This window comes from Mesorhizobium sp. WSM4821 (assembly GCF_055901555.1).
The window spans coordinates 5,198,555-5,218,060 of sequence record NZ_CM148371.1; the positions used below are offsets into that span (position 1 = coordinate 5,198,555).

The window sequence follows — 19,506 nt, forward strand, 5'->3', positions numbered from 1 at the left end:
GGCGTCACCGCCACGGCAATGTCCCTAAAACCGATTCAAATGCAATTGGTTGCATCGAGACACGGGCCGAAAGTCCGTTTTTGCACCACAACTTTCAGACGAGCATCCCCTCGCTTCCGTCGGCCTTGATCGACGGAAGAATTCGGGCTTTTTCGTGATGCGCGCTTGAGCTTACGGCATATTTTGCCGGTGTCGCGATCATGTTTCGAAACAGGCGTTAATCGTTTGCGGCTACGCGATCGATACGGATCACGAACAGCGTCGCCGTTCGGGCAGGCTCCAGCCGCAGTTTCATGGCGTCCGGACCGAGCAACAGCGTGTCGCGCGGTCCGATGCGGACAGGCGCCGCGCCGGCCACAATGATCTCCCCGTCAAGACACAGGACGAGGATCGCATCGGCCGCCGACTGGATGTCCGTCGGAGCCGAAATCCCCACGCGCTCGACAGCGTGGGTCATCCGTCCGCGCCGCGTCATGACGTTGAGATCGGTGATCGGCCCGGCGACCAGCGCCGCCTGTGTCGGCACGTCGGCAGGAAAGGAAAGCGGGGCGGATGCCCTGGTCAGTGTTGTCGCCGCACGGCTGGCAATATCCAGGATAATCCCCTCGCCTTCCAGCACGGCCAAGGTTCGGTCCACTCCGGCGAAACCGGAGAAGGGCCCGCCGCTGTCGACGCGTGCCATCGAGACGCGCCAGTCGAAATCGTCGAGCCCGGCACCTGCCGGCGAGACGGCGATTTCCGTCGTCACCCCGCCGCCGTTCTTCCACGGCATCGACCGGTATTCGGCTGCCCGAAGGATGCGCAAGGCGCAGCTCAGCCGAGGATGCCGGGCAGGTTGAGCTGGTGCTCCCTGGCGCAGTCAACCGCGATGTCATAGCCGGCGTCGGCGTGGCGCATGACGCCGGTCGCCGGATCGTTCCACAGCACACGCTCCAGGCGTTTGGCCGCTTCGCGTGTGCCGTCGGCGACGATGACCATGCCGGCATGCTGCGAAAAGCCCATGCCGACGCCGCCGCCATGGTGCAGCGACACCCAGGTTGCGCCGGAGGCGGTGTTGAGCAGCGCGTTGAGCAACGGCCAGTCGGACACGGCGTCCGAGCCATCCTTCATCGCTTCCGTCTCTCGGTTCGGCGAGGCGACCGAGCCGGAATCGAGATGATCGCGGCCGATGACCACCGGCGCCTTGAGCTCGCCCTTCGCCACCATCTCGTTGAAGGCAAGGCCAAGCCGGTGGCGGTCGCCGAGACCGACCCAGCAGATGCGCGCCGGCAGACCCTGGAAGGCGATGCGCTCGCGCGCCATGTCGAGCCAGTTGTGCAGGTGGGTGTTGCCGGGCGTCAGTTCGCGCACCTTGGCGTCGGTTTTGTAGATGTCCTCGGGGTCGCCTGAGAGGGCTGCCCAGCGGAACGGGCCGATGCCGCGGCAAAACAGCGGGCGGATGTAAGCCGGCACGAAACCCGGGAAGGCAAAGGCGTTCTCGAATCCTTCCTCCTTCGCCACCTGGCGGATGTTGTTGCCATAGTCGAGCGTCGGCACGCCGGCGTTCCAGAACGCCACCATAGCCTCGACATGTTCGCGCATCGACGCGCGAGCGGCCTTTTCGACCGCCTTCGGGTCGCTGGTGCGCTTCTCGCGCCATTCGGCCAGCGACCAGCCCTTGGGCAGATAGCCATTGAGCGGATCATGCGCCGACGTTTGGTCGGTGACCATGTCGGGGCGCACGCCGCGCCGCACCAGTTCCGGCACGAGGTCGGCGGTGTTGCCGACCAGGCCGACCGATTTAGCCTCGCCGGCCCTGGTCCAGCGTTCGATCTTCTCCAGCGCCTCGTCGAGCGTGTCGGCGCGTTCGTCGACATAGCGGGTGCGCAGCCTGAAATCGATGCGGTCGGGATCGCATTCGATCGCCAGGCAGCAGGCGCCTGCCATGACCGCGGCCAGCGGCTGGGCGCCGCCCATGCCGCCGAGGCCGCCGGTCAGGATCCATTTGCCCTTGAGATTGCCGCCATAGTGCTGGCGGCCGGCCTCGACGAAGGTCTCGTAGGTGCCCTGCACGATGCCTTGCGTGCCGATATAGATCCACGAGCCGGCCGTCATCTGGCCGTACATCATCAGGCCCTTTTTATCGAGCTCGTTGAATTTCTCCCACGTGGCCCAGTGCGGCACCAGGTTGGAATTGGCGATCAGTACGCGCGGCGCATCGGCGTGCGTCCGAAACACGCCCACCGGCTTGCCGGACTGCACCAGGAGCGTCTCGTCATCTCCAAGCGTCTTCAGAGAGGCGACGATGCGGTCGAAATCGTTCCAGGTGCGCGCCGCCCGGCCGATGCCGCCATAGACGACCAGTTCGTTGGGATTTTCGGCGACGTCGGGATCGAGATTGTTCATCAGCATGCGCAACGGCGCTTCAGTCAGCCATGTGCGGGCGTTGAGCTCGCTGCCGCGCGGGCTGCGGACTTCGCGGATGTTATGACGAGGATCGGTCATGGTGTCACTGTCCCTTTCGAATGGCGGCGGCGCGTCAGCCTTCAGCCCAGGCAATCGCGCTTCCGAGCATCTTCTTCAGCGTAACGCGGATCGGCGCTGCGAAATCGGCATCGTAGGGCACCGGCCAATTGTCCGGCGCACCCTTGCCCTCGGGCTCGCGCATGTAGCCGCGGTTGGATAGTTCCATCTGCAGCGCATGGACGCCGTTTTGCGGCTGGCCGAAATGGCGCGTGATCCAGCCGCCCTTGAAGCGACCGTTGACGACAAAGGTCTCGCCGGTTTCGGCGAGGATCTGGCCGACCATTGCCTGCAAGGCCGGATCGGCGCTCCTGCCGTCATTGGTACCGAGATTGAATACCGGCAGCGTACCCTCGAACAGGCGCGGCAATACCGAGCGGATCGAGTGGCAGTCATAAAGGACGATCTTCTGGTGCAAGGTGCGCAGCCTGTCGATTTCGGCCTGCAAGGCGGCATGATAGGGCACAAAGTATTTTTCGCGGCGCTCGTCGATCTCCGAAGGTCCCGGCTCCTCACCCTCGCGATAGAGCGGATCGCCATCGAAGGTCTCGGTCGGGCAGAGACCGGTTGTCGCCTGGCCGGGATAGAGAGAGGCGCCGGATGGGTCGCGATTGACGTCGATGACAGTGCGCGAGATCGCCGTATGCACGATCGTCGCGCCGACGCTTTCGGCGAAATCATAGAGCTTGTCGATCCACCAGTCGCAGTCGCGACGGCCGAGCCAGGGCGAAACGAGCCGGCTTTCAAGACCGGCGAGATCGATGCCGGTGTGCGGAATCGAGACCAGCAAGGGTGCGGTGCCGCGGGTGACCGTGAGCCAGGAGGGCAAAGTCATGAGAGGTCTCCCCTGCGTTGGAGCTCTACGGCCTGTGACGGTGTACAGTCTCATGCCGTAATCCCCGGCAGCGCCACCGTGCCCGCCGCCCTCACGGCAGCGCCGCTGCGCACCATGGCGATGGCCTTTTCCATGTCGGGGTGGAAATGCCGGTCATTGTCGAGATGCGGCACTTCGGCCCTGACCAGCCTGCGAACAGCCTCAAGTGCGGCACTCGACGCCAGCGGCGCATGGAAATCGCAACCCTGCGCGGCGGCCAGCAATTCGATGCCGATGACGGCCGTCGCATTCTCGACCATGCCGATCAGCCGGCGCGCGCCGTGCGCTGCCATCGAGACGTGGTCCTCCTGGTTGGCCGAGGTCGGGATCGAATCGACGCTGGCCGGATAGGCCTTCTGCTTGTTTTCCGAGACGAGGGCCGCCGCCGTCACCTGCGGGATCATGAAGCCGGAATTCAAGCCGGGCTTCGGCGTCAGGAAGGCCGGCATGCCCGACAGGGCCGGATCGACCAGCATGGCGATGCGCCGCTCCGACAGCGAGCCGATCTCGCAGACGGCGAGCGCGATCATGTCGGCGGCGAAAGCCACCGGCTCGGCGTGGAAATTGCCGCCGGAAAGTGCTGTGTCGTCCTCGGCGAAGATCAGGGGATTGTCGGTGACGCCGTTGGCCTCGGTGCCCAGCGTGTCGGCGGCCTGGCGCAGCACGCCGAGTGCGGCGCCCATTACCTGCGGCTGGCAGCGCAAGCAGTACGGGTCCTGCACGCGCTCGTCGCCGAGCCGGTGCGATTCGCGGATGGCGCTGCCGGCCATAAGGTTGCGCAGTGCCTCAGCCGTCTCGATCTGTCCAGGATGCTTCCTGAGCAGATGGATGCGCGGATCGAAGGGGGCGTCGGAACCCTTGGCGGCATCGGTCGAAAGCGCGCCGGCGACCAGCGCCGACTGATAAAGCACTTCGGCGTCGAACAGGGCGGCCAGCGCATAGGCGGTCGAAAACTGCGTGCCGTTGAGCAGCGCCAATCCTTCCTTGGCGCCCAATGTCACCGGCTCCAGCCCGTGCGAGACAAAGGCGACCTTGGCTGGAACGCGGCCATGCGGGGTAAAGCATTCGCCGACGCCGATCATCACCGCCGTCATGTGCGACAGCGGCGCAAGGTCGCCGGATGCGCCGACAGAGCCTTGCGCCGGCACCACCGGGATGACGTCGTTGGCCAGCATCGCTTCCAGCAACTCGATGGTCTGCGGCCGCACGCCTGAAGCGCCCTGCGCCAGGCTGGCCAGTTTCAACGCCATCATCAGCCGACAAACAGCAACCGGCATCGGCTCGCCGACGCCGGCGGCATGCGACAGCACGATGTTGCGTTGAAGCGTCTCTAGGTCGGCGGCGGGAATGCGGACGCTGGCCAGTTTGCCGAAACCGGTGTTGATGCCATAGACCGGCTCGCCCTTGGCGACGATCCGCGCAACCGCCTCGGCGCTTGCCTTGATCTTCGGCCGGCAGGCGGCATCCAGCTTCGGCACGGCGCCCCGATAGATTTCGCGCCAGTCGGCCAGCGTTGCGTTGCCCGGCTTGAGTTTGAGTTCGCTCATTGTCCCCTCCAGATGCGGGCATGCAACGGGTTGAATCCCATGCGGTAGACGAGTTCGGCCGGGCGCTCGACGTCCCAGATAGCCAGATCGGCCGACTTTCCGGCCTCCAGCGTACCGGTCTGCCCGAGCAGCCCCAGCGCACGGGCGGCCTCTCGAGTGACACCGGCAAGGCATTCGTCGACCGTCAGGCCGAACAAGGTTGCCGCCATGTTCATGGTCAGCAGCAGCGAGGTCAGCGGCGAGGTGCCGGGATTGCAGTCGGTGGCGACCGCCATTTTGACGCCGTGCTGGCGAAACAGGCCGACCGGCGGCTTCTTGGTCTCGCGAATGAAATAATAGGCGCCGGGCAGGATCGTCGCCACGGTTCCGGCCCTGGCCATCGCCGCAGCACCCGCCTCGTCGGTGTATTCGAGATGGTCTGCCGACAGTGCCCCATAGCGTGCCGCGAGTTCGGCGCCGTGCAGATTGGACAATTGGTCGGCATGGAGCTTTACCGGCAGGCCCGCCGCCTTCGCCGCGTCGAACACGCGAGAAATCTGCGCCGGCGAAAACGCGATGCCCTCGCAAAAGCCGTCGACGGCATCGGCCAGGCCCTCGGCAGCGACGGCCGGCAAAATCTCCTTTGCGACCAGATCGATAAAGGCGTCCTTGTTGCCTTTCGCTTCGGGCGGCAGGGCGTGGGCGCCGAGGAAGCTCGTGCTTACCGTTACCGGACGGTGTTCGCCCAGGAGCCGCGCGGCGCGCAGCGATTTCTTCTCGTTTTCGATGTCGAGCCCGTAGCCCGATTTGATCTCGATGGTGGTGAGGCCCTCGGCGATCAGCGCATCGAGGCGCGACAGCGACTGCGCAACGAGTTCGTGTTCGCTGGCAGCGCGCAGCGCCTTGACCGACGAGACGATGCCGCCGCCGGCCTTGGTGACCTCTTCATAGGTCGCGCCGGCCAGCCGCATCTCGAATTCGTTGGCGCGGTCGCCTGCATGGACCAGATGGGTGTGGCAGTCGATCAGGCCTGGCGTGATCCAGCGGCCTTCGCAATCGACAATCTCGACCGCTTGACCAAACGCTGCCGGTATTTCGTGTTCCGGGCCGGCATAAACGATCAAGCCATCGCGAGCGGCGATCGCGCCGTGTTCGACGATGCCAAGTCCAGCGGCGCTCTCGGCCATGGTCGCCAGGCGTGCGTTGCGCCAGATGCGAACCTCCCCTGCCCGATCCCTGCTCTCTCCAGCCATCATCTTTTCCGTTTCAATCGGTGGCAATTATGTATATACATATCGAAAAGCACTGCAAGTGCTATCATCATATTGCCAGATGCGATTTTGGAGAAAAACGTGACGGCGATCTTTGCGGAACAGGCGCTCTTGCCCGACGGCTGGCATTCCAACACCCGGATCGCCGTCACCGAAGGCCGCATTGCGACGGTCGAACCCGACGCCACATCCCAGCCCGGCGACGAACGCCATGCCATCCTGCTGCCAGGCATGCCGAACCTGCACAGCCACGCCTTCCAGCGCGGCATGGCCGGTCTTGCCGAGTTGCGCGGCCCCTCCGCCGACAGTTTCTGGAGCTGGCGCGAGGTGATGTACCGCTTCGCGCTGTCGATGACGCCGGATCAGGTCGAGGCGGTCGCAGCCCAGCTCTATGTCGAGATGCTGGAGGCCGGCTTTTCGCGCGTCGGCGAGTTTCATTATCTTCACCACGACCGCGACGGCCGGCCCTATGCCAACATCGCCGAGATGGCCGAGCGCATCACTGCCGCGGCTGCCGAGACCGGCATCGGGCTGACCTTGCTGCCGGTCTTCTATGCGCATTCCTCTTTCGGCGGCGCGGCGCCGAACGAAGGCCAGCGGCGATTTATCAACGATGTGAATCGGTTCGCGCGGCTTGTTGAGAAATGCCGCGAATCCGTTCGCACTTTGAATCAAAGCAACGGCGGGAACCAAGTCGTCGTTGGCGTCGCCCCGCACAGTCTGCGCGCCGTGACGCCGGAGGAACTGGAGAAGATCGCGGCGCTGGCGCCCTCCGGACCAATCCACATCCATATCGCCGAGCAAGTGAAGGAGGTTGAGGACTGCCTTGCCTGGTCCGGGGCGCGGCCGGTCGAATGGCTGCTCGCCAACGCCAAGGTCGATATGCGCTGGTGCCTGATCCACGCTACCCACATGACCGAGACCGAGACGGCGGCCATGGCGAAAAGCGGAGCAATCGCCGGCCTCTGCCCGATCACCGAGGCCAATCTCGGCGATGGCACTTTTGCAGCAGCTTTGTTCAAGCAATACGGCGGCCGCTTCGGTATCGGCTCCGATTCCAACGTGTTGATCGGCCTGCCGGCCGAATTGCGGCAGCTCGAATATTCGCAGCGCCTCGCCCACCGTGCCCGCAACGTGCTGGCGGTCGCCGGTGGCTCGACCGGCCGTGCCCTGTTCGATGCAGCACTCGACGGCGGCGGTGCCGCCCTAGGCGCGGGCCCCTCACGGATCGCGGAAGGTGGTTCAGCCAATTTCGTCTCGCTCGATGGCAACCACCCGTCGCTTGCCGGCAAGACGGGCGATGCGGTGCTCGACGCCTGGATCTTCGCCAACGCCACCAAGGTCGATTGCGTCTGGGTGCATGGCGAGAAACTGGTCAGCGGCGGCAGGCATCCACGGCGCGATGCCATTGCCGAGCGTTTTCGCAGCGTGATGACGGAACTCGCCACCGGCTGAGCCAGGCCTCACCTCAACAGGCATTCGGGATTGCGGCATGAGCATGATCGGAACCATGGACGCGGGTGTCGGCGAACCTCTCTCGCTGCACCAGCGCATCCTGTCCGACATCAGCGAGCGGATCCTGTCCGGCGCGTGGGCGCCCGGTCACCGCATCCCGTTCGAGCATGAACTGACGGCTGAATACAAATGTTCGCGCATGACGGTCAACAAGGCGCTGTCACAGCTTGCCAAGGCCGGGCTGATCGAGCGCCGCCGCCGCTCCGGAAGCTTCGTCCGGCGGCCGCAGTCGCAAGCCGCGGTGCTGGAAATCCACGACATCAGGATCGAGGTCGAAGCGCTCGGCTTGCCGTATCGCTTCGAGCGTGTGGCGCGACATAAAAGGCGCAGCAGCGCCGAGGATCGCGCCTTGCTGGAACTCGCCGCCGCCGGGCCGGTGCTGGCGCTGGAATGCCGGCATTTCGCCGGCAAGCGGCCGTTCGCCCACGAACAGCGGCTGATCAATCTCGCCGCCGTGACCGAGGCCGCCGGCGAGGAATTTCATGCCATGGCGCCCGGGCCATGGCTGATCGCCCGCGTGCCGTGGAGTGCCGCCGAGCACCGCATCCGCGCCTTTGCCGCCGACAAACACATTGCGGCGGCACTCGACATCGAGGCCGGCGCACCATGTCTGGTGGTCGAGCGACGGACATGGAGCGCCGAGCACCCCGTCACTCATGTCCGTTTCACCTATGCGGCCGAGAGCCACACGTTGGTCGCGAGGTTCACGCCCTCGCAGGGGTAGCTCCTACCCTCCCCTCGAGGGCAGGGTCACGGCGCAAGTGCCGCAAAGCGGCACTTTGTGACGCGGGGTGGGGTCGGTGCAACCTCGCCGACCCTCCCCTCGACGGGAGGGGTAAAGCGCCGCGCCTCAAATCGCCGCGGTAACGATAATCTCGACCAGATATTCCGGCCCGGCAAGCTTGGCTTCACCGGTGGCACGGGCCGGGGTGTGGCCTTGCGGCACCCACTTGTCCCATTCCGCATTCATCTCGGCAAAGGTACCCATGTCGGCCAGCCAGATGATCGCCTGCAGGATCTTGGTCTTGTCAGTGCCTGCCTTGGCCAGCAATTCGTCAATGGCAACCAGGATGTCCCTTGTCTGGGCGCCAACGTTTCCACCCGGCTCACCGACCTGACCAGCCAGATAGACGGTGTTGCCGTGAATGACGATCTGGCTCATGCGCGGGCCAACATCGATGCGACGAATGCTCATGGGACGTTTCCTTCTCTTGTCCGTTGCGCCTCTTTAGAGTCGCGGTCGGTCTCGGGCAAGGCCGCCAGAGCGATTCCTCTTGAGCCAACAGGCGCGAGTCCTGAAGGCACCCGACAAGTCGCTCCGACAGCCACTATTGCGCCCAATTGGCTTGTTGACTAATGTAATAACATCACATATCCAATCGGCCGCCGCAGCCGCCTAGATGGTGCTCACGAATCGTCACATGACCCAAACCTGCCTGACCTTCCGCGACCTGACGCTGGGCTACAACAGCCATCCGGCGATCCATCATCTCGACGGCACGATCCGCCGGGGGTCGCTGACCGCAGTCGTCGGCGCCAACGGCTCGGGCAAGTCGACCCTGATGAAGGGTATCGTCGGCGTGTTGAAGCCGATGGCCGGCACGGTGATCCGCGCGCCCGGCGTGCGCGCCGCTTATCTGCCACAGCAATCGGAGCTCGACCGATCCTTTCCGGCCAGGGTTGTCGATCTGGTTTCGCTGGGCCTGTGGCCACGGCGCGGGCTGCTCGGCCGCTATACCAAGGAAGATCGCGCTTCGGTCAGCCAGGCGCTCATGGCCGTCGGCCTCGGCGGCTTCGAGAAGCGCCCGATCGACACATTGTCGGGCGGCCAGCTGCAGCGCACGCTGTTCGCCCGCGTGCTGCTGCAGGACGCCGACCTGATTCTGCTCGACGAGCCGTTCAACGCCGTTGACACCAAGACTGTCGGCGACCTGATCGCGCTGATCAAGCGCTGGCATGGCGAGGAACGAACGATCATGGTTGTCGTCCACGATCTGGAGTTGGTGCGCCAGAATTTCCCCGAGACGCTGCTGCTGGCGCGCCAGCCAGTCGCCTGGGGCGAGACCAAGGAAACGCTGCGGCCGGAAAACCTGTTGCGCGCGCGCCGCTTCCACGAAGGCTGGGAGGAGAACGCGCCCTGGTGTGAGCCCGACAATCATGAGCACGGCGATCACGCTCATGATCATGGGCATGACCATGCGCGCGACCATCATCACGACTCCGGGCCGAGGGCGGCATGATGGACACGTTCTACGGTCTTTTCATCGCTCCGTTCGCCGACTTCGCCTTCATGCAGCGGGCGCTTGCCGGGTCGCTGATGCTATCGCTCGGCGCCTGCCCCGTCGGCGTGTTCCTGATGCTGCGGCGCATGAGCCTGTCCGGCGACGCCATGGCCCACGCCATCCTGCCGGGTGCGGCCGCCGGCTTCCTGTTCTATGGGCTGGAGATCCTGCCGATGACCATCGGCGGGTTGATTGCCGGGATCATCGTGGCGCTCGGCGCCGGCGCCGTCTCGCGCTTCACCATTCAGCGCGAGGACGCCTCGATGGCGGCCTTCTACCTGATTTCGCTGGCCATCGGCGTGCTGATGGTGTCGATCCGCGGCTCCAGCGTCGATCTCATGCATGTGCTGTTCGGCACGGTTCTGGCACTCAACAATGAAGCACTGACGCTGATCGGCAGCATCGTCCTGGTCACGCTGGTCAGCCTCGCCATCTTCTGGCGGGCGCTCGTCGCCGAATGTCTCGACCCGCTGTTCCTGCGTTCGGTCAGCCGGCTGGGCAGCCCGGTGCATTTCATCTTCCTCGGCCTCGTCGTGCTTAACCTCGTCGGCGGCTTCCAGGCGCTCGGCACGTTGCTGTCCGTCGGGCTGATGATGCTGCCCGCGGCAGCCGCGCGCTTCTGGACCATGCGCGTCGAGCCGATGTGCGTGCTGGCGGTGCTGATCGGATTTGCCTCCTGCGTCGCGGGGCTGCTCTTGTCCTATCATGCGTCGCTGCCTTCCGGCCCGGCCATCATCCTGTCCGCCGGCGTCGTCTATTTCGCCTCGATCCTGTTCGGCACGCGCGGCATCCTGCGTGCTCGTATCGTCCATCACCGCCACAGAACCGCCTGATCCGAACAAAGGAGATCTGCCCATGCTGAAATCGATCCGCGCCGCCTTGGCATTGAGTGTTATAACATTAATAGCCTTTAGCGCGTCGTCTGCCCTCGCGGAGCCATTGAAAGTGGTCGCCAGCTTCACGGTCATTGCCGATTTCGCCAAGAATGTCGGCGGCGACCGGATCAATCTGACCACCATCGTCGGGCCGGACGGCGATGCGCATGTCTACGAGCCGAGCCCGGCGGACGCGGTATCAATGGCCGGTGCAGATGTGGTGCTGGTCAACGGCCTGCACTTCGAAGGCTTCTTGCAGCGCCTGGTCGATGCCAGCGCCACCAAGGCGACGATCGCCGTTCTGACCAAGGATGTCACGCCGATCAATTTCAAGCCGGAATTCGCCGATGCCGACGCCCACGACGGCGCAGATACCGGCGGTGGCGAGACGGCTACCGATCCGCACGCCTTCCAGTCGATCGCCAATGCCAAGATCTACGTGAAGAACATCGCCGACGCTTTCTGCACCGCCGATGCCGACGGTTGCGACAGCTACAAGGCCAACGCTGTCGCCTATGCCGAGAAGCTCGACGCGCTCGAGGGCGAAGTGCAGGCGGCGATCCAGTCGATCCCGAAAGAGAAGCGCGTCGTCATCACCTCGCATGATGCCTTCGGCTATTTCGAGAAGGCCTATGGCCTCACCTTCCTGGCCCCCGAAGGGGTATCGACCGAGTCGGAGCCTTCCGCTGCCGACGTCGCCAAGCTGGTCAGCCAGGTGAAGCTGGACAAGGCGGCGGCGGTCTTCGTCGAGAACATCACCAACGCGCGGCTGATCGAGCAGATCGCCAGCGAGACCGGCATCAAGGTTGGCGGCACGCTCTATTCGGACGCGCTGTCGCAGCCCGACGGCCCGGCCTCGACCTATATCGACCTGATGCACAACAACATCGTCCGAATCAAAGGCGCGATCCTCGGAAGCTGAACTGTCGACGCATCCAGCCGGGCCGAGATGGCTCGGCTGGATTCTCCGCCGGAAATGTCTATCTGCACGAGTGGGATTTCATTCTGCGCGGATTGCCGACCTCGTCGGGGAGTGGCAAGACTGTCGCCAAACCAGATTGCGAGGACAGGACATGGACTATCGTCAGATCAGCGAGGACTATTCGGTCTCGGGCCAGATCCAGCCCGAAGAGGTCGCCGCCATCAAGGCCGCCGGCTTCAAGAGCATCATCTGCAACCGGCCCGATGACGAGCAGCCCGGCCAGCCTTCGGCGGACAGCGTCAAGGCGGCGGTCGAAGCGGCAGGGCTCGCCTTCCGCTATATCCCCGTCATCAGCGGCCAGATCACGGCCGAGAATGTCGAGGACCAGGCCGAGGCTCTGGACCAACTCGAAGGGCCGATCTTCGCCTATTGCCGTTCCGGCGCACGCTGCACCAACCTCTACGGGCTGATCCAGCAATCGAAGGGCTGACCTGCAGCTCAATCAAATCGGCAGCGCGCCGGTTTCCTTCAGCGTTTCCAGCACGATCGCCGTCTTTACATGTTGCACGGATTCGTGCGGCAGGAGCACGCCGTTGACGAATTCCGACAGCGACTTCAGGTCCGGCGTCACCACTTTCAGGATATAGTCCATCTCGCCGGTCAGCGCGTGCGCCTCCTGTACTTCCGGCAGCCGCGCCACCAGCTCACCGAAGCGCTGCGCATTGTCGCGATTGTGGGTGGCGAGCGTCACCGAGATGACATTGACCAGCGAGAAGCCGAGCTTGTCGCGGTCGAGCACGGCGCGATAGCCCCTGATATAGCCGTCCTCCTCCAGCCTCTGACGGCGGCGCGAACATTGCGACGCCGACAGGTTCACCCGTTCGGAAAGATCGTTGTTGGTCAGCCGTGCGTCGCCCTGCAACTCGGCCATTATCTTGCGGTCAAACCGATCAACGCGCGCGTCATCCATGGATTACTCCCCATATATGCACAGTTCGCGCACCATCTGATCATTTCAAGCGTTTGAATGCAAGCACCATGCGGCCGCTCCGCGCTATGATTGCGTTGAAATGGCCATTTCCGGCCACGCCAGCTTTTTGGAGGACAATGCCATGGGTCCCTTCCCGCACGACGCCCCGCCTGCAAAGATAAGCAAGGCCAATCCCGCAGGAACCGACGGCTTCGAGTTCGTCGAGTTTGCGCATCCCGAACCGGAAAAGCTCGCAGAGCTTTTCACCCGCATGGGTTATGTGCCGGTGGCCAAGCATCGCACCAAGAACATCACCGTCTGGCGGCAGGGCGACATCAACTATGTCGTCAATGCCGAACCCGGCTCGCATGCGATGAAATTCGTTGACAAGCACGGCCCCTGCGCGGCCTCGATGGCCTGGCGCGTGGTCGACGCCAAGCATGCGTTCGACCACGCCGTCGCCAAGGGCGCAACGCCCTATGAAGGCACCGACAAGGCGCTCGATGTGCCGGCAATCGTCGGCATCGGCGGCTCGCTGCTTTATTTCATCGAGGTCTACGGCGACAAGGGCTCGGCCTACGATGCCGAGTTCGACTGGCTGGGCGCGTGCGACCCGAAGCCCGAAGGCGTCGGCTTCTATTATCTCGACCACCTCACCCACAACGTCTATCGCGGCAACATGGACAAATGGTGGGATTTCTATCGCGATCTGTTCGGCTTCAAGCAGATCCATTTCTTCGACATCGACGGCAAGATCACCGGCCTGGTCAGCCGCGCCATCACCTCGCCCTGCGGCAAGATCCGCATCCCGCTCAACGAGTCCAAGGACGAGACCAGCCAGATCGCCGAATATCTGAAAAGGTACAATGGCGAAGGCATCCAGCACATCGCCGTCGGCACGGACGAGATCTACGGCGCGACCGACAGGCTGGCCGCCAACGGGCTGAAGTTCATGCCCGGCCCACCGGAAACCTATTACGACATGTGCCATGCCCGCGTGAACGGCCACGACGAGCCGATCGAACGCATGAAAAAGCACGGCATCCTGATCGATGGCGAAGGCGTGGTGGATGGCGGCACGACCAAGATCCTGCTGCAGATCTTTTCCAAGACCGTGATCGGGCCGATCTTCTTCGAGTTCATCCAGAGGAAAGGCGACGAAGGCTTTGGCGAGGGCAATTTCCGCGCTCTGTTCGAATCGATCGAGAAGGACCAGATGAGGCGCGGCGTGCTGAAGGTAGACGGCAAGGCGGCGTAATCGAACTCACTTGCGGCTCGGCCAATTATGACCTAAATTCTGGTCATAAAGGGTCGAGTCATGAATATCTCTATTGCCGAAGCCAAAGCTAAATTGTCGGAACTCGTCAGCCGCGCGGAAGCCGGTGAGGAGATCATACTTACACGCCACGGCAAGGTGGCGGCGCGTCTTGTGCCGCCAGCAGTGGCGGAACCCCTGCCGCGTATCGGCGCCTTGCAAGGCAAGATCTGGATTGCGGACGATTTTGACGAACTCGGTCCCGAATGGGACGAGTACGTGAAATGACGCTCGGTCCGTTTCTCGCCGACACACATGTTATCCTTTGGTCGATTTCGGACGATCGACGTCTCAGCGAGCACTACCGCGCTATCCTGGCCTCGGAAGCGGTGGTGTTTGCAAGCGCGGCAAGCGTTTGGGAAATTGCCATCAAACGTTCAATCGGAAAACTCAATGTGCCGGACGATCTGACGACATTGCTCCCAAGGATGCGATTTCAGCCACTCGCGATCACGTTCCAGCACGCGAACGCCGTCGGCAGCCTGCCCCACCACCATGGTGATCCGTTCGACAGACTGCTGATTGCGCAGGCCCAGATGGAGAAACTTAGCATTCTGACAGCCGACCCGCATTTTGCCCGTTATGATGTAGCCTTGGCCTGATTCCGGTATCGGTCGAGGCTTTCTCGCGCTTGCCAGACCGCCCGCTACTTCTGAAGGCCGGCGGCCTTGCGTAAAATGTCATTGATCCGGCTTTGCCAGCCGGGGCCACCGGCGCGGAAGTGGGCGACCACGTCGCTGTCGAGCCGGAGTGTCACCTGCTTCTTCGGATTGTCGAGCGCCGGCCGGCCACGCGACCGACGGATGCTTTCGGCAAGCTTGGGGAAGACTTCGGCGAAGGGACGGGCGTTTTTGAAATCCTCCTCGGTCCATTCCGGATTGTCCGAAACGGCATCCCAATCTTCTTTGGAAAAGCCCTTGCCTGGCTGAAACTCCCTGCCAGCCGTCGTAGCATTCAGCTTAGGTTTTGCCATCAAACAATCTCTCTCCGCCTGGTTGGCCGGACGCATCGAAATTATGGAGATGCCCTCGGCGCCCAGCCGGGCAAAGACCACAGCGACAACGCCACCGGCCATCCAGCCAATTGCCATGAGGCGACCGGCTTTGGCTGTTCGTATCGTCGAGGCGAGGAAGAACTCCTCATCCAGATCCGCGAAATCCAATCCGTGTTTCTCTTGGTTGGCCAACCGCTTCGGTTCGTGCCAAACGATCTTCATCGGAATTTATGTACCTACAATAATTACGTCAATAATTTTCGTAACTACAATAATTACTAACCACCATTCAGGCCCAACCGCTCGACCTCCGCCTGCCTCAGCTTCAAATCGTAGTCGAGCAGGAACTCGTCGAGCTGCGGCGGCGCAACCGATGTGCCGGACAGCATTGCGTGCACCTGGCCGCGATGATGGATGTCGTGCAGGAAAACGTGAGCAAGGATGTCGCCGATCTTTTCGGGGATCATGCCATCCTCGCGCCGGTCGGTGATGACGCGCCGGTCGAGATCGTCGGCCGACAGGTGATCGCAAAAGGCGATCAGCCGGCGGTCCGATGCGGTCTGGGCGGCAAACAGCGCCTGCGGTTCGTCGAAGGGCACGAAATCGTCATGGGCGGCAGCGCCGACTCCGCCCTCCTCCAGGAAATCGAGATAGAGATGATCGACCGCCAGTATGTGGTTGAGCGTCGCCTTGATCGAGGGGAAGAAGCTGATTCGCTGGGCTTCGAACTCGCCGGGCTGGAGCTGCAACACGGCGCGGTAGAGCCGGTCGTTCGACCAGAGATTGTTGCCGGCCATGCGGCGGAGATGGTCCAGCAGGTCCACGTCACATACTCGCCCAACCAGCCCAGACAATCAAGTTCACAGCGATACCGATAGCACCTATGGCTAGCAGACGAGCGATCATGCCGCGCCGCAGCGCTTATCGTTTCAACATCACTCGCAACGTCCCGGTTCAAAGCGACGCGGATAAGCTTCGCCTGACGCGCCACGCTGCTGAAGTTGCGCAGTCTTTCAGATCGATCCTCAACCTGATGGCAAAGTCGGATTGCAGAAATCAGAAGCCAGGCAGTAGCGGCGCTGCAAAATCCCACAATCCAGAGATAAGTGGCGGTGTACGGCATCCTGCTCCTGCCAGCGCTTCGGAACGTCTGTTAGATATAGGATTGCTTCAAATTGCGTATTTCTCGACCTTCTGCTCGATCGCACCAAAGATCGAATGTCCGGTCCTGTCCTTCATCTCGATGCGCACGGTGTCGCCAAAGCGCAGGAATGGCGTTTTCGGCGCGCCAGCCTCGATCGTCTCGATCATGCGCAATTCGGCAATGCAGGAATAGCCGGCGCCGCCCGCCGAGACAGGCTTGCCCGGGCCGCCGTCGAGCTTGTTGGAGACCGTGCCCGAACCGATGATCGTGCCGGCGGACAGCGGCCGGGTTTTCGCGGCATGCGCAATCAGCGCCGGAAAATCGAAGGTCATGTCCACGCCGGCGTCCGCCCGGCCGAACGGCTTGCCGTTGAGATCGACCAGCAGCGGCAGGCTGACCTTGCCGCCGTCCCAGGCATCCCCAAGCTCGTCCGGCGTCACCGCGACAGGCGAAAAAGCAGAGGACGGTTTTGACTGGAAAAAGCCGAAGCCCTTGGCAAGCTCTGGCGCGGTAAGGGAGCGTAGCGTGACGTCATTGCCCAGCATGACCAGCCGGATCGCGGCTCTTGCCTCGTCAAGGCCTTCCCCCATCGGCACATCGTCGACGATGACTGCGACTTCCGCCTCCATGTCGATGCCAAATTCCTCGTCGGTCATGCGGATCGGATCGCGCGGCGCGATGAAGGCGTCCGAGCCGCCTTGATAGATCAGCGGATCGGTCCAGAAGCTTGCCGGCATCTCGGCGCCGCGCGCCTTCCGCACCAGTTCGACATGGTTCACATAGGCCGAGCCGTCGGCCCACTGATAGGCGCGCGGCAGCGGCGAATGGGCGTCATGCTCGTGAAAGCGGTCTGACGGCACGGCATTGTTCTCCAGCGATTCCGCTATTGTCGCGAGATGCGGCGCGATCCGGCTCCAGTCGTCGAGCGCCGCCTGCAGCGCCGGCACCAGAAACGAGGCATCGGTGAACCGCGTCAGGTCGCGCGAGACGACGACCAACTTTCCGTCACGCGTCCCGTCCTTCAATGTGGCAAGCTTCATGCGATTTCCTCTCCTGGAACGGCTTTATCGCCGCTTAATCCCACAACAAGGCCGTCGCGGGCGATCGTCAAGTCACCCGCCCATGTTTTCCTGACGGCGGCAATCCAGTCGGCCTCGCCGATCTCAGGATCGTCGGCCGGAATGAGGTGGTTGAGCACCAGTCTTCCGACCCCGGCCTCGGTCGCGATGCGGCCGGCCTCCTCGGCAAAACTATGGCTGGCGAGCAGATGTTCCCTGAGCCGGGCGCCGTTGCCGGTTTTCGCGACAAGCCGCTCGATGCCTTCTTCCAGCATGGCTTCATGGACGAGTATGTCGGCGCCTTTGGCAAAATCGGCCAAAGGCGGAAAGTATGCGGTATCGGCGGAGAACACCACGCTTTTCCCGTCATGCTCGAAGCGCAGCGCAAAGCAGTCGGTTACCGGCGGATGGTCGACGCGCAGCGCTGAAACTTTCAGGCCGCGCTCCTCCATCACCCGGCCTTCGCCGAACTCAACGATTGAAACCATGTCGAGAATATCCGGCCGGCCTTCGTCGGCGATGCGGATCTCGATGTCGAATTCCATCGCCTGGCAAAAGCGCCGCCAGTAATGGCCGGTGCCGGGCGGGCCGAACACGGTGAGCGGTGTCGCTAGACCCGCCGTCCAGGCGGTGTGGATCAGCGGACCGAGTTCCAGCAGATGGTCGGAATGCAGATGCGTGATGAAGACCAGGTCGAGCGCCTTCAGGCTGATGCCGGCGTCGGCCAGCCCGCGCGTCACGCCAAGCCCGCAATCGACGACGATGTTGCGGCCGCCGATCTCCAGCAGCGACGTACTCGGCCACGGCCCGCCCGGCCGGAGCGCCGGGCCGCCCTTCGAGCCCAGCAGCGCCAGCCGATCCCGCGTTGGATCGGCACTCAAGACCAGTCGCCCTCGGACGTGCCGTTGAAACGCTTCTTCAGATCGGTCCAGCAGTCGATGTAATTGTCCTGCCGGGTTTCAACCTCGGCGGCGTAACGGGTCAGCATCTGCGGGAATCGCGTCTCGAACATGAAGGCCATGGTGCTGTCGAGCTTTACCGGTTTCAGGTCGGCGCGCGAGGCCTTTTCGAAGCCAGACGCGTCAGGTCCGTGGGCCAGCATCAGATTGTGCAGGCTGATGCCGCCGGGAACGAACCCCTCCTCCTTGGCGTCGTACTGGCCGTGGATCAGGCCCATGAACTCGCTCATGATGTTGCGGTGGTACCAGGGTGGGCGGAAGGTGTTTTCCGCCACCAGCCAACGCGGCGGGAAGATGACAAAGTCGACGTTGGCGGTGCCCTCCTCGCCGCTCGGCGCGGTCAGCACCGTGAAGATCGACGGATCGGGATGGTCGAACAACAGTGCGCCGACCGGCGAAAAGGTCGCAAGATCATACTTGTAGGGCGAATAATTGCCGTGCCACGCTACCACATCCAGTGGCGAATGACCGATCTCGGTGACATGGAATTGCCCGCACCATTTCACGATCAGACGGCAAGGCGTTTCCTTGTCCTCGAACCAGGCGCAAGGGGTCTTGAAATCGCGCGGATTGGCTAGGCAGTTGGCGCCGATCGGGCCGCGATCCGGCAGCGTCAGCTTGGCGCCGTAGTTCTCGCAGACGTAGCCGCGCACTTCGGCATCGACCAGTTCGACCTTGAACACCAGGCCGCGCGGCAAGACCGCGATCTCGCCCGGTCGCAATTCGATGACGCCCATTTCGGTTACGAAGCGCAGGCTGCCGACCTGCGGCACGACCAGCAGCTCGCCATCGGCGTTGAAGAAATGGTCGTCGACCATCGAGCGGTTGGCGACATAGACATGGGCGGCCATGCCGGTCTGGCCAAGCACGTCGCCGGCGGTGGTGATCGAGCGCATGCCGGCGATGAAGTCGGTCGGCTCCTTCGGCATCGGCACCGGATTCCAGCGATACTGGCCGAGCGCCAGTTCGTGATCGCCGACATTCGGCGCGCTCTTCCACAGCGGATAATTCGCCGGTTTGAAGCGGCCGGTGTGCCTGACGCTCGGCCGGATACGATAAAGCCAGGAGCGCTCATTGGTGCCGCGCGGCGCGGTGAAGGGCGAGCCCGAAAGCTGCTCGGCGTAGAGGCCGTAGGCCGGCCGCTGCGGCGAGTTCCGCCCTTGCGGCAGCGAACCGGGCAAGGTTTCGGTCTCGAAGTCGTTGCCGAAGCCAGGCATGTAGGAAAAGGCCATCGTATCCTCCCTGAGCCGGTCCCTCAGCCCGCTGGAGCGCGGCTTACCGGTGTTGTTGACCAAACTG

At 63.3% G+C, this 19,506-nt stretch carries 21 protein-coding genes and 1 pseudogene; 9 read left to right on the forward strand and 13 right to left on the reverse strand.

What is annotated here, in order from left to right; all coding sequences use genetic code 11:
• Positions 1-217 precede the first annotated feature (217 nt).
• From AC0NID_RS25325 to hutI, 5 genes are read right to left on the reverse strand one after another with little or no spacing between them, the layout of a single operon-like run.
• Positions 218-805 (reverse strand): HutD/Ves family protein, encoded by a 588-nt coding sequence (locus AC0NID_RS25325; protein WP_473452805.1) that lies wholly within the window; start codon positions 803-805, stop codon positions 218-220.
• Between the two features lie 8 nt (positions 806-813).
• Positions 814-2,484, reverse strand: coding sequence for a urocanate hydratase (gene hutU / locus AC0NID_RS25330; RefSeq protein WP_473452803.1), 1,671 nt, complete (start codon positions 2,482-2,484; stop codon positions 814-816).
• Positions 2,485-2,518: 34 nt separating this feature from the next.
• Positions 2,519-3,337 carry an N-formylglutamate deformylase gene (gene hutG / locus AC0NID_RS25335; RefSeq protein ID WP_473452801.1) on the reverse strand — a complete coding sequence of 273 codons (819 nt, stop codon included), beginning with the start codon at positions 3,335-3,337 and terminating at the stop codon, positions 2,519-2,521.
• Positions 3,338-3,387: 50 nt separating this feature from the next.
• The gene (hutH, locus tag AC0NID_RS25340) at positions 3,388-4,923 is read right to left on the reverse strand and encodes a histidine ammonia-lyase (RefSeq protein WP_473452799.1); all 1,536 of its coding nucleotides are present in this window, start codon (positions 4,921-4,923) and stop codon (positions 3,388-3,390) included.
• Positions 4,920-6,155 (reverse strand): imidazolonepropionase, encoded by a 1,236-nt coding sequence (hutI, locus tag AC0NID_RS25345; RefSeq protein WP_473452797.1) that lies wholly within the window; start codon positions 6,153-6,155, stop codon positions 4,920-4,922. Before hutI ends, hutH begins: the two co-directional genes overlap by 4 nt.
• A 99-nt stretch (positions 6,156-6,254) precedes the next feature.
• On the opposite strand from hutI, the gene AC0NID_RS25350 reads away from it, so the two are divergent.
• The gene (locus AC0NID_RS25350; RefSeq protein WP_473452795.1) at positions 6,255-7,628 is read left to right on the forward strand and encodes a formimidoylglutamate deiminase; all 1,374 of its coding nucleotides are present in this window, start codon (positions 6,255-6,257) and stop codon (positions 7,626-7,628) included.
• A 37-nt stretch (positions 7,629-7,665) separates the two neighbouring features.
• Positions 7,666-8,412 (forward strand): histidine utilization repressor, encoded by a 747-nt coding sequence (gene hutC, locus AC0NID_RS25355; protein WP_473452793.1) that lies wholly within the window; start codon positions 7,666-7,668, stop codon positions 8,410-8,412.
• 126 nt (positions 8,413-8,538) lie between these two features.
• Here hutC and AC0NID_RS25360 read toward each other — a convergent pair whose 3' ends face one another.
• On the reverse strand, positions 8,539-8,883 hold the full coding sequence (locus AC0NID_RS25360; protein ID WP_473452791.1) for a RidA family protein: 345 nt from the start codon (positions 8,881-8,883) through the stop codon (positions 8,539-8,541).
• Positions 8,884-9,109: 226 nt separating this feature from the next.
• On the opposite strand from AC0NID_RS25360, the gene aztA reads away from it, so the two are divergent.
• From aztA to AC0NID_RS25380, 4 genes are all read left to right on the forward strand, one after another.
• A complete protein-coding gene (gene aztA / locus AC0NID_RS25365) occupies positions 9,110-9,928 on the forward strand; it encodes a zinc ABC transporter ATP-binding protein AztA (RefSeq protein ID WP_473452790.1) in 819 nt (272 codons plus the stop codon).
• On the forward strand, positions 9,928-10,803 hold the full coding sequence (gene aztB, locus AC0NID_RS25370) for a zinc ABC transporter permease AztB (RefSeq protein ID WP_473453301.1): 876 nt from the start codon (positions 9,928-9,930) through the stop codon (positions 10,801-10,803). Before aztA ends, aztB begins: the two co-directional genes overlap by 1 nt.
• Positions 10,804-10,825: 22 nt before the next feature.
• Entirely contained in the window at positions 10,826-11,767 is a 942-nt protein-coding gene (gene aztC, locus AC0NID_RS25375) for a zinc ABC transporter substrate-binding protein AztC (protein ID WP_473452788.1), read from the forward strand.
• A gap of 151 nt (positions 11,768-11,918) precedes the next feature.
• Entirely contained in the window at positions 11,919-12,257 is a 339-nt protein-coding gene (locus AC0NID_RS25380) for a protein tyrosine phosphatase family protein (protein ID WP_473452786.1), read from the forward strand.
• 12 nt (positions 12,258-12,269) lie between these two features.
• Here AC0NID_RS25380 and AC0NID_RS25385 read toward each other — a convergent pair whose 3' ends face one another.
• Positions 12,270-12,737 (reverse strand): Lrp/AsnC family transcriptional regulator, encoded by a 468-nt coding sequence (locus tag AC0NID_RS25385; protein ID WP_473452784.1) that lies wholly within the window; start codon positions 12,735-12,737, stop codon positions 12,270-12,272.
• 142 nt (positions 12,738-12,879) lie between these two features.
• Between AC0NID_RS25385 and hppD the strand changes: the two genes are divergently transcribed.
• Genes hppD through AC0NID_RS25400 form a run of 3 tightly spaced genes read left to right on the forward strand, consistent with a single transcriptional unit; the run spans position 12,880 to position 14,654 of the window.
• Positions 12,880-13,995: a 4-hydroxyphenylpyruvate dioxygenase gene (gene hppD, locus AC0NID_RS25390; protein ID WP_473453300.1), complete on the forward strand. Its 1,116-nt coding sequence runs from the start codon at positions 12,880-12,882 to the stop codon at positions 13,993-13,995.
• A 60-nt stretch (positions 13,996-14,055) separates the two neighbouring features.
• Entirely contained in the window at positions 14,056-14,280 is a 225-nt protein-coding gene (locus AC0NID_RS25395) for a type II toxin-antitoxin system Phd/YefM family antitoxin (RefSeq protein ID WP_473452782.1), read from the forward strand.
• Positions 14,277-14,654 carry a type II toxin-antitoxin system VapC family toxin gene (locus AC0NID_RS25400; protein ID WP_473452780.1) on the forward strand — a complete coding sequence of 126 codons (378 nt, stop codon included), beginning with the start codon at positions 14,277-14,279 and terminating at the stop codon, positions 14,652-14,654. The genes AC0NID_RS25395 and AC0NID_RS25400 overlap by 4 nt, the downstream gene beginning before the upstream one ends.
• Positions 14,655-14,698: 44 nt before the next feature.
• Here the strand turns inward: AC0NID_RS25400 and AC0NID_RS25405 are convergent, their stop codons facing one another.
• The 6 genes and pseudogenes from AC0NID_RS25405 to hmgA form a co-directional block, all read right to left on the reverse strand.
• Positions 14,699-15,025 carry a BrnA antitoxin family protein gene (locus tag AC0NID_RS25405; protein ID WP_473453299.1) on the reverse strand — a complete coding sequence of 109 codons (327 nt, stop codon included), beginning with the start codon at positions 15,023-15,025 and terminating at the stop codon, positions 14,699-14,701.
• Positions 15,026-15,097: 72 nt separating this feature from the next.
• Positions 15,098-15,268: pseudogene (locus AC0NID_RS25410) on the reverse strand (BrnT family toxin); the annotation flags it as partial.
• A gap of 56 nt (positions 15,269-15,324) precedes the next feature.
• On the reverse strand, positions 15,325-15,870 hold the full coding sequence (locus tag AC0NID_RS25415) for a DinB family protein (protein ID WP_473452778.1): 546 nt from the start codon (positions 15,868-15,870) through the stop codon (positions 15,325-15,327).
• A 346-nt stretch (positions 15,871-16,216) separates the two neighbouring features.
• Positions 16,217-17,230, reverse strand: a complete 1,014-nt coding sequence (locus AC0NID_RS25420; protein WP_473452776.1) for a fumarylacetoacetate hydrolase family protein — start codon at positions 17,228-17,230, stop codon at positions 16,217-16,219.
• Positions 17,227-18,129, reverse strand: a complete 903-nt coding sequence (locus tag AC0NID_RS25425) for an MBL fold metallo-hydrolase (protein WP_473452774.1) — start codon at positions 18,127-18,129, stop codon at positions 17,227-17,229. Before AC0NID_RS25425 ends, AC0NID_RS25420 begins: the two co-directional genes overlap by 4 nt.
• Positions 18,126-19,439 carry a homogentisate 1,2-dioxygenase gene (gene hmgA / locus AC0NID_RS25430; RefSeq protein ID WP_473453297.1) on the reverse strand — a complete coding sequence of 438 codons (1,314 nt, stop codon included), beginning with the start codon at positions 19,437-19,439 and terminating at the stop codon, positions 18,126-18,128. Before hmgA ends, AC0NID_RS25425 begins: the two co-directional genes overlap by 4 nt.
• Positions 19,440-19,506 lie beyond the last annotated feature (67 nt).